This is a genomic window from Polaromonas sp., assembly GCF_030682935.1.
Taxonomy (GTDB): Bacteria; Pseudomonadota; Gammaproteobacteria; order Burkholderiales; family Burkholderiaceae_C; genus Polaromonas.
The window spans coordinates 1-9,343 of record NZ_JAUXNA010000124.1 but is presented as its reverse complement, the minus strand read 5'-3'; the positions used below and the strand labels follow the sequence as shown (position 1 = coordinate 9,343).

The window sequence follows — 9,343 nt, the reverse complement described above, 5'->3', positions numbered from 1 at the left end:
CATCCGCTCGTCCAGCAGATAGCGACGCCAGCCCGGATGGGCCAGGTCGGCAATGCGGCTCTGCCAGGACGCGTTTGATCCGAGGAACAACTCCGGCGGCAGGGCGCGCGTTGACGCCCGCCAGCCCTCCGCCTCACCGACGCTGACGTAGGCAAAGATGTCGGCGCCAGCAGCGCGCAGGGGGCGGAGGTCCAGAATCTGGTCAGCCTCGACCACAACGCGATCGAACTGGGCGAGCGCCGTGACTGGCACCTGCGCACCATAAAAAAATGCCGTCCGAGGGAGATCGTGTTGCTCCATCCCGCTGCGCAGCGGCGAGCCGGGGCCATGCATCATCGCGCGGATCATCTCGCCAGCATGACGGAGGTATTGATGAGGGTCAGTCAGCGCAGGAAGGCGCGAACCCGGTGTGGCACGGCGAAGCATCAGAGTACCCCCCGGTGCCATCGGGGCTGGCTGCGGTCTTCGAACTCAGCCCATTGGCAGGACAGGTCCGAGACCTCGCCAAGCACCGGAATGGCTGTGAGAATAGGCCTTCGGGCGATGCGTCCAAACCGCTCACACATCCTTGGCCAGGCGGGCTTGAGGGTGGCAACATCGGGGCATTGCCTCGATTCATCCAGTGCGTTCATGATGGTTCCCCTGTATCTCTATTGACCGTCAGAACCGGACGAACGCCGGTTTTCCTTCTTACGAACATTATTAGCCGCCAGTAAGATTTAGCGACTGGCTGGTTACATTTTCAAGAGCGAGAAACACCCAAAAGAATGGCAAAAAAGCTTGGATTTGAGATATATCAAGCTGGCGAGCAGCAGGTGATAACGATGACAGCCCCCCGTTCCAACGCGCCATCCGGGTCCAAAGCATCCGGGACTGCATCGGTGGCTCCCGCCCCCCGATGCCTTGTCCAGGCGGGCCGCATCGTCCAGCTTCAGGGTGTGCGGCAGGATATCTCGGCCCTGCGCCTTTGCCAGCAACTGCAACCGTCACTTGAGAGCAACCGCCGTGTCGCGTTCGAGGAATACTGCGCCACCACTCTGCAAGTGGCTGGAGGGGCGGGCTTACCCGTTCGCAGAGGGGGCTGGCTGTCTATTTCCGGGACGTGACCGAACGACGCAAGTCGCACGAGCCGCTGCTTCTGGAGGCCGGGCGTTCACGGCCCGGTCAGCCTGAACAGCTCTTTAATCAACCGCGCATCGTCAAAATGCCGCCGCCCGACAAACGCCGTCGGCGGGCGGCCCCATTGGCGCATCGCGTCCGGGCTGTCGATACCCGGGGCAAAACAGGATGCGCTCGCCGCGCTCGGCTATGCCCCCCTCAGGCGGCACGCAAAGCGGCCTTGAGCTGCTGACCAATTTCAGGTTTGTCCGCAAACGGATCGGTCGGGTTGCGCGCCTGAACGATGTCCTCCAGACGCGTTTGTACCGCCTGGATCGCCTTGGGATGACTGTAAATATAAAACTGGTTGTGGGCGACGGCCTCAAACACACGTCGAGCCACGTCAGCGGCGCTTACCTTGCCGGAACCCACCGCCTTGCCCGTCATCGCTTGCTGGATCAGCTGGCTCCGGGTCAGTTTGTCTGCACCCAATTCAGCCGGTCGGTTGCGATGGCTTTGGCTGATGCCCGTCGCCACAAAATACGGGCACAGTACCGACGCGCCTATCTGGTCAGTGACCAGCCCCAGGTCCTGGTACAAGGTTTCGCTTAAAGACACCACCGCGTGCTTGCTCACGTTGTACACGCCCATGTTGGGCGGATTGAGCAAACCGGCCATGCTCGCGGTATTCACGATGTGGCCCTGCCAGCGGGGGTCTTTTGCTGCGGCGCCCAACATCATGGGCGTGAAGATGCGCACGCCGTGCACCACACCCATGACGTTGACCCCCAGCACCCACTCCCAGTCCTTGACCGTGTTTTCCCAGATCAGGCCGCCGGAGCCGACGCCCGCATTATTGAACACCAGATGCGGCGCGCCAAAGCGCCCAAACACGGCCTGCCCCATGGCCTCCATTTGTTCGGCCTTCGAGACGTCGAGCTTGAAGGGCAGCACCTGGGCGCCCATGGCGCTGACTTCCGCACTGGCTTTGTCAAGCGCGTCCTGCTGCACATCGACCAGCACCAGGTTCATGCCCAATTGGGCGCCAATGCGCGCGCACTCCAGGCCAAAGCCCGAGCCCGCACCCGTCAAAACGGCGGTTTTTCCTTTGAAATCCGTGATCATTCATTACTCCTGAAATTAAGTTTGAACCGAAGCGGGACGCAGCATTTCGATATGGGGAATGCCATCCTCGATGTACGGCGCTCCCGTTTTCACAAAACCGTACTGCCTGTAAAAGTGTTCCAGTCGCGCCTGGGCGCCAATCCGTATGGCCTGCGGCCCCCATTGCTGCAGCAGGTACGCCAGCGCTTGCTGCATCAGCACATGGCCCACGCCACTGCCCCGCACACGGTCCCGCGTGGCCACGCGGCCTATGCTGGCTTCTGCAAATTTGGCACCGGCCGCAAAACAGCGCGCATAGGCCACCAATTGCCCCGCCAGGGTGCCCAGCAAGTGCATGGCCTGCGCATCCGCACCGTCCATGTCCTGAAAAATGCAGGCCTGCTCGACCACAAACACCTCGCTGCGCAGCTGCAGCACGTCGTAAAGTTCCCGGGTGGTCAATGCCTCAAAGGCGACAAAGCGCCATGCAATAGCCTCCGCAGTCCCGCTCATGTCGGCGTCACGGCCTTGAGTGAATAGCCGATGCGCGGGAAATGCACATGAAGCGTTCCGGCGCGCTCGTCGGTGCGGAGCAGCGTATAGTGCATGCGGGTCGCGGCGATCAGCTCGCCTTCGGTGGATTCGGGGCCAAAGATTTCGGCACTGATGCTGACCCGGTTTCCCAGCGGGATGCCATGCTCGTCCTGAAAAACATCGTCATGCAGCGGCGCTGGGGTCGATGCCGCCGCCACGCCGATGGCTTCTTGCGCGCTGAATTTCTCCATGGGGCCGTGGCCAATGGCCGCCATGCGGTCCATCCATTCAACTACGGCAGGCGTGGTGTTGAGGATGTCGGCCATCACGGGCGTGCGCGTGCGGGTGAACCACAGCGGGTGGTAGGTTGCAAAGTCGCTGATGCACGGCACCTCGCCCTGCAAAAATGGCCAGTCATCGAGCATGTCGGACAGGCGGCGCAGGTAAGACTTGTAGGCCGCAGCGGCATCGGCCGGGCGCAGGCGCACCATGCCTGCGCTCATCGCTTTACGGTCTTCGCCAAATGCACGTGCGGCATCGGGTGGCGCGCTGCCAAACATCTGGGCCAGGCCCTTGGGCTGCATGTTGAACGCCATGGAGGTCCAGAACAGCGTGGTGTCTGCCCATTGCGCCAGAGTGCGGGCCATGCCTTTGCTGGGCTCGGGGTACAGCGTGGGCCGGGGCTGAACATGCTCCAGCACGTCGGCAATCAGGGCCGTATCGCAGTAAATGTCGGCACCTATCTGCAGCACCGGCGTCTTGCGGTAGCCCCCCGTCAGCGCCAGTACGTCGGGTTTCGGCATGATGGCCGGGATGATCACCGACTTCCAGGGGATATTCTTGTAGCCCAGAATCAGCCTGACTTTCTCGGCAAAGGGCGAGTTCGGGTAATGGTGAAGGATCAATTCGCTCATAGCGTTCTCCTGGATTTCTGAATGGCTGAATGTCTCTCTGGTCAATGCGGCATGGCCCTGGCAATGATCGCGTTGAAATCGGTGCCTGAAGCCAGCGTGCCAAAGGCCTGGCCCCAATTTCCGGCAATCCGCGAGTCGCAAAAAGCGCCAAACACCGCACCTGGCGCTGTCTGGTAGAGCAGCGCAGCCTGCACCGCCAGCGCCACGTCCTGCGCGAGACGACGCGCCTCAAGCTCGGAGGCCTCGGACGTCATTTCTTCAACCCGCGCGGGCAAGGCGCCGGCGAGTCGGTCGAGCGCGGGGTGAGCGCCCTTTGCCGCGGCAAGCTCGTGCGCCAGCGCAGCCACGGCATCAGCCTTGCGCAGTGCGCGCAGCAGGTCCAGCGCCATGATGTTGCCCGCACCCTCCCAGATCGAATTGAGCGGCATTTCCCGGTAAATGCGGGCCATGACGCCTTCGCCGCCCTCCTCTACATAGCCATTACCACCCAGACATTCCATGGCTTCCTGGGCAAAGTGGCTTCCACGCTTGCAGATCCAGAACTTCGCGACCGGCGTCAGCAAACGCGACAGAGCCTGCTCTCGTGCTTCACTTGAATGATCAAAAGACCTCGCAAGCCTCATGGAAAGCGCACAGGCCGCTTCACTTTCAATAGCAAGATCGGCAAGCACATTGCGCATGAGCGGCTGGTCCATCAGCAGTTTGCCAAAGGCCTTGCGCTGCGCGGTATGGTGCAGCGCAAGGCTCAAGGCCTGGCGCATCAGGCCGCTGGTCCCCAAAGCGCAGTCCAGCCGCGTCATCGTGCCCATCTCCAGAATTTGCGAAATGCCACGGCCCTCGTCGCCGACCCGCCAGGCTTGCGCGCCCTGAAATTCAACCTCCGCGCTGGCGTTGGCCTTGTTGCCCAGCTTGTCTTTCAGGCGTTGAATCCGGATGGCATTAAGGCTGCCGTCCGGCAACACGCGCGGCAGGAAAAAACAGCTCAAGCCGGCCTTCGCCTGGGCCAAGACCAAAAATGCATCGCACATGGGTGCCGAAAAAAACCATTTGTGGCCGCTCAGGGCGTATCGCGCACCCCAACGATCGTGGCCCACCGGCTCCGCCCGCGTCGTGTTGGCCCGCACATCCGAGCCGCCCTGCTTTTCGGTCATGCCCATACCCATGGTCATGCCCCGTTTGTCGCTCCACACCTTCAACGCGGAATCGTAAACACGACCGGTCAGTTTGGGACCACAGTCCGCATAAATGGCCGCGTTGCCGCGCAGCGCCGGAGTGACCGCATAGGTCATGGAAATCGGGCACAGCACCGAAGGTTCCAGCTCGGTGAACAGCATGAAACCCGCGGCGCGCAGGACATGCGGGGATGCGCTCCCGCCCACCCAAGGCGTGCCATGCAGGCCTGCGCCGGTGGCCAGTGTCATCAGTGCGTGGTAGCTGGGATGAAACTCCACCAGGTCGATGCGTCGGCCAAAACGGTCATGGCTGTGCAATTCGGGCGCATGGCTATTGGCCAGGCGTGCATGCGCTTGCATCTCGGCGCTGCCCAGCGTTGCGCCCAGCGCGCTGAGATCGGCAATGTCGAGCTCAGGCGCATTGAACTTCAGCGCAGCGCGTAGCGGCCGGTTGCCTTCAAACAGGTTGTAGTTGACCAGCGGCTCAGGCTGGTTAAAGACCGCATGCGTGATGTCCAAGGCAAGCTCCTGGAACCCGGGTTAAATCAGCTTGACCAGCTGCTTGCCGAAGTTCTTGCCCTTGAGCAGGCCCAAAAAGGCCTCGGGCGCGGCTTCCAGGCCCTGCGCCACGGTTTCGCGCGGCCGCAATTTTCCGGTGGCGACCAGCGTGCCAAGTTCCATGAGGGCTGCAGGCCAGACTTCCATGTGCTCGCTGACGATAAAGCCCTGAATTTTGAGCCGGTTGGTCAGGATCAGCGCCGGGTAGGCCATCGGCATCGGTTGGCCGTCGTAGCCGGCGATCATGCCGCACAGCGCTATGAGGCCAAACGCGTTCATGCGCGTGAGCACTGCGTCGAGCACCATGCCGCCGACGTTTTCAAAATGGCCGTCAATCCCCTGCGGGCAGGCTTCTTTCAGGGCCTTGGAAAGCGATGCTGCATCCTGGTGCAGCTTGTAGTCGATGCAGGCGTCAAAACCCAGTTCGTCCACCGCGTACTTGCACTTTTCAGGGCCGCCCGCAATGCCCACCACGCGGCAGCCGCGTGCTTTGGCCAGCGCCGCAAAGGCACTGCCCACGGCCCCGGTCGCGGCGCTGACGGTCACCGTTTGCCCGGCTTGGGGGGCAATGATTTTGACCAGGCCGTACCAGGCGGTGACGCCAGGCATGCCGACCGCGCCCAGGTAATGGGAAAGCGGCACATGGGTGGTGTCGACTTTGCGCAAGGCGCCGGGCTGCTCTGCGTTGACGACGCTGTACTGCTGCCAGCCGCCCATGCCGACCACCTTGTCGCCAGGCTGGAACTTGGGCGAACGGCTCTCCACGACTTCGCCGGCGGTGCCACCTTGCATGACTTGGCCCAAGGGCTGCGGCGCGGCATAGCTCTTTGCGTCGTTCATGCGGCCGCGCATGTACGGGTCCAGGCTCAAGAAGTGGTGGCGCACCAGCACCTGCCCGCCTTGCAAGGCCGGTGTCTCGCCGGTCACGCGCTTGAAATTGCTGGCAATCGCTTCGCCGCTGGGGCGGTTGTCGAGCAGAATTTTCTGATTGGTGGGCATATGGATTCCTGTTCACTATCGTTTTAGGAGCTGCTTGCCCCCGTGTTTATTGGGATATAGCACGATTTGACTGTTAAAAATGACTTCAGTCGGTTGAAATGACGCTGACAGTCGCGATCTCGTTCTCGGGCTCTGCGGGCCGACGTCTGACATATTTGAACGTTCCCGTCGCGTGAGCGCAAGCCCGGCCCTGCACGTCATACAGCGTGGCTTCGGTAAAAGCCAGCGACTTGGTGCGGTGTATCAGTCGGCCCCTGGCCGTGAGCTTGCTGCCGTCACCGGGTGCGGGCTGCATGAAGCTGGTTTTCATCTCGATGGTCACCACGCCCATGTCTTTTTGGACACTGCGCGCAGCCACGGCCATGGTCACATCGAGCAGCGTCATGATGGCGCCGCCGTGCGTCACCGCAAAGGAATTCAGATGCTCAGGCCGAGGCGTGTAGCCAATGGCCGATTCGCCGCCCTCGAACAACTCCAGCACGAAGCCGAGATGGGTGACAAAGGGAATTTCTGTGCCGAAGTTCATGGTTTCTCCGAACGCAGCGCCGGGCCGCCCCAAGCAAGTTCAGCCCCCTCGGGGGGGTGCACAGTACACGCAGTGACAAGCGTGGGGGCCATGCTATCCACCCGTTATCACAGACACGCCGCCATCGACCGCCAGCCACTGGCCGGTGATGTGCTTGCCCGCGTCCGAGGCGTAGAGCACGCAAATACCCTTGAGGTCTTCGTCATCGCCCAAACGGCCCAGCGGGGCGTGCGCGGCGAGTTTCTCTTCGCCCATGGCCTTGAGTGTGCCCATGGTCATCTTGCTCGGGAAAAAGCCGGGGCAGATGGCGTTCACGGTGATGTTGTGGATGCCCCATTCGCAACCGAGCGCCCGGGTGAAGTTGATGACGGCGCCCTTGGACGTGTTGTAGGCAATGGTGGTCATCTCGCGCGGGTTGCCGCCCAGGCCGGCAATCGAGGCCACGTTGATGATGCGGCCCGACTTGCGCGGGATCATGCTGTGCTTGGCAATGTGCTGCGACAAGATGAAGTAACCACGGACATTGAGGTTCATGACCTTGTCCCAGGCTTCCACCGGGTGGTCTTCAGCCGGCGCGCCCCACGCGGCACCGGCGTTGTTGACCAGAATGTCCACATGACCGAAGCGCTTGATGGTTTCATCGGCCAGTGCGCGAATGTCGGCCTCTTTGGAGCAGTCGGCGGCGATCCAGTCCACGTCGATGCCTGCGGCTTTCAACTCGGCCGCTGACACCATCAGGTCTTCGGCCTTGCGCGAGCTCAGCATGATCCTGGCACCGGCTTCGCCCAGGGCGTGCGCCATCTGCAGGCCCAGGCCGCGCGAGCCGCCAGTCACGAGTGCGGTTTTGCCTGTGAGGTCAAACAGTTGCTGAATGGTACGGGTCATGCAGGGTCTCCTTGGGTTTCGTAGTCAAGCACGGTGCGGGTGTCGCGCAAGGCGCCCAGCCCGCGGCTGATGTGCTGGTGATGAGGATGGTTTTGGTAGGCCGCCAAAGCGGCGCCGCCCTCGAATTCCGAGTAAAGCACAACATCGCAGTTGGCATCCAGTCCGGCTGTCCTGATGGCGACTTCAAACGCCCGCATGCCCGGCACCAGACCGGCGCAGGTATCCAGCTGGGCCTTGAAATCCGGCGCATCAGCGGCATTCTTGAGTTTCCACATGACGATGTGCTTGATCATGGGCCCCCCTTGATTTTTGAGCGCACATAGATCAGGACAAAGCCGAGTGCTGCAGCGATACCGCCTGTGACCACCATGAGCCCGCCTGTGGCGTCATCGGTATTCTCAACAAACAGGCCCAGCACCAGCGTCAGCAGGCCACCGTAAATCAGTATCCAGATGAGGCCATGCAAGCGCACCACAGCCTTGTTCACTGTGGTATGGGGTGATGGTTTAAAAAAAGACATCAGAACGCCTCCTCCGGCAGGTTGGCACAGGTCAGGTCACGGTTTTCGACCACGTTCAGCCATGCGCCTATTTTTGGCAATTCATAATGATAAAAATAGGTCATAGCCCCTATCTTACCTAGGGTAGAAGCTATTGATTTAGTAGCATCCGCACGCAGTGCGGCCAGCGCCACGTCCAGCCAGATCCAGGCCAGCACGGTATGGCCAAAACCCTGCATATAAGGCACTGCATTGGCCAGCGCGTCGCCCGGCGTGCCAGTCGCCCACGCTGACTCGGTAGCGCGGCCCACCTGCTGCAGGGCTTGCCCCAGCGCGTGGGCATGGGCGGCCAGCTCGGGCACCTGCAGGGCGCGTTCAATCGTTGCGTTGATGCGCGCCGTCAGCAATGCAAGCCCCCTGCCCCCTTCCATCAGCACCTTGCGGCCCAGCAGGTCCAGCGCCTGGATGCCGTGGGTGCCCTCGTGAATCATGTTCAGGCGGTTGTCGCGCCAGTATTGTTCCACCGGAAAATCGCGCGTGTAGCCATAGCCGCCATGCACCTGGATCGCCAGGGAATTGGCCTCCAGGCACCATTCGCTGGGCCAGCTTTTGGCAATCGGCGTCAGCACTTCGAGCAGCAGCCGGGCGTCGTCGGCGGCCTGCGGCTCGGCTGTGTGGTGCTCGTCCACCAGGCGGGCGCAATACAGTTCAAGCGCCAGCGCACCTTCGCAGTACGATTTTTGCGCCAGCAGCATGCGCTTGACGTCGGCGTGCTCGATGATGCGGATTTGCGGCTGGGCGGGGTCCTTGCCGCCCACTCCGACTGGCCGACCCTGCGGACGACTCTTCGCATAGTCCAGCGCGGCGTAATACCCCGCCATGCCCAGCATGGTGGCGGCCATGCCCACCCCAATACGCGCCTCATTCATCATGTGGAACATGCAGCGCAGGCCTTGGTGCGGCTTGCCGACCAGGTAACCCACGGCACCCGCCTCGCCGTTCACCGGGTATTTGCCTTCGCCAAAATTGAGCAGCGTGTTGGTGGTGCCGCGCC

At 62.0% G+C, this 9,343-nt stretch carries 12 protein-coding genes; all 12 read right to left on the bottom strand.

Annotated features, from left to right (window positions below; genetic code table 11):
* Positions 1–336: endo alpha-1,4 polygalactosaminidase (locus Q8K05_RS05760; protein ID WP_305245558.1), on the bottom strand; the 336-nt coding region annotated here is incomplete at its 3' end.
* Between the two features lie 89 nt (positions 337–425).
* Positions 426–632, bottom strand: coding sequence for a hypothetical protein (locus tag Q8K05_RS05755; protein WP_305245557.1), 207 nt, complete (start codon positions 630–632; stop codon positions 426–428).
* Positions 633–1,317: 685 nt separating this feature from the next.
* The gene (locus Q8K05_RS05750) at positions 1,318–2,223 is read right to left on the bottom strand and encodes an SDR family oxidoreductase (RefSeq protein WP_305245556.1); all 906 of its coding nucleotides are present in this window, start codon (positions 2,221–2,223) and stop codon (positions 1,318–1,320) included.
* A 15-nt stretch (positions 2,224–2,238) separates the two neighbouring features.
* On the bottom strand, positions 2,239–2,715 hold the full coding sequence (locus Q8K05_RS05745) for a GNAT family N-acetyltransferase (RefSeq protein ID WP_305245555.1): 477 nt from the start codon (positions 2,713–2,715) through the stop codon (positions 2,239–2,241).
* Positions 2,712–3,650 (bottom strand): glutathione S-transferase family protein, encoded by a 939-nt coding sequence (locus Q8K05_RS05740; RefSeq protein ID WP_305245554.1) that lies wholly within the window; start codon positions 3,648–3,650, stop codon positions 2,712–2,714. The genes Q8K05_RS05745 and Q8K05_RS05740 overlap by 4 nt, the downstream gene beginning before the upstream one ends.
* 41 nt (positions 3,651–3,691) lie before the next feature.
* Entirely contained in the window at positions 3,692–5,341 is a 1,650-nt protein-coding gene (locus Q8K05_RS05735) for an isovaleryl-CoA dehydrogenase (protein WP_305245553.1), read from the bottom strand.
* Positions 5,342–5,362: 21 nt separating this feature from the next.
* Complete coding sequence (locus Q8K05_RS05730) at positions 5,363–6,379, bottom strand: NADP-dependent oxidoreductase (protein WP_305245552.1); 1,017 nt, start codon at positions 6,377–6,379, stop codon at positions 5,363–5,365.
* An 85-nt stretch (positions 6,380–6,464) separates the two neighbouring features.
* Positions 6,465–6,905 carry a PaaI family thioesterase gene (locus tag Q8K05_RS05725; protein WP_305245551.1) on the bottom strand — a complete coding sequence of 147 codons (441 nt, stop codon included), beginning with the start codon at positions 6,903–6,905 and terminating at the stop codon, positions 6,465–6,467.
* Between the two features lie 93 nt (positions 6,906–6,998).
* Positions 6,999–7,790 carry an SDR family oxidoreductase gene (locus Q8K05_RS05720; protein WP_305245550.1) on the bottom strand — a complete coding sequence of 264 codons (792 nt, stop codon included), beginning with the start codon at positions 7,788–7,790 and terminating at the stop codon, positions 6,999–7,001.
* Complete coding sequence (locus tag Q8K05_RS05715) at positions 7,787–8,083, bottom strand: Dabb family protein (protein WP_305245549.1); 297 nt, start codon at positions 8,081–8,083, stop codon at positions 7,787–7,789. Before Q8K05_RS05715 ends, Q8K05_RS05720 begins: the two co-directional genes overlap by 4 nt.
* The gene (locus tag Q8K05_RS05710; RefSeq protein ID WP_370868779.1) at positions 8,080–8,277 is read right to left on the bottom strand and encodes a hypothetical protein; all 198 of its coding nucleotides are present in this window, start codon (positions 8,275–8,277) and stop codon (positions 8,080–8,082) included. Before Q8K05_RS05710 ends, Q8K05_RS05715 begins: the two co-directional genes overlap by 4 nt.
* 32 nt (positions 8,278–8,309) lie before the next feature.
* Positions 8,310–9,343 (bottom strand): acyl-CoA dehydrogenase (locus Q8K05_RS05705; RefSeq protein WP_305245547.1); only part of this gene is annotated, 1,034 nt, incomplete at its 5' end.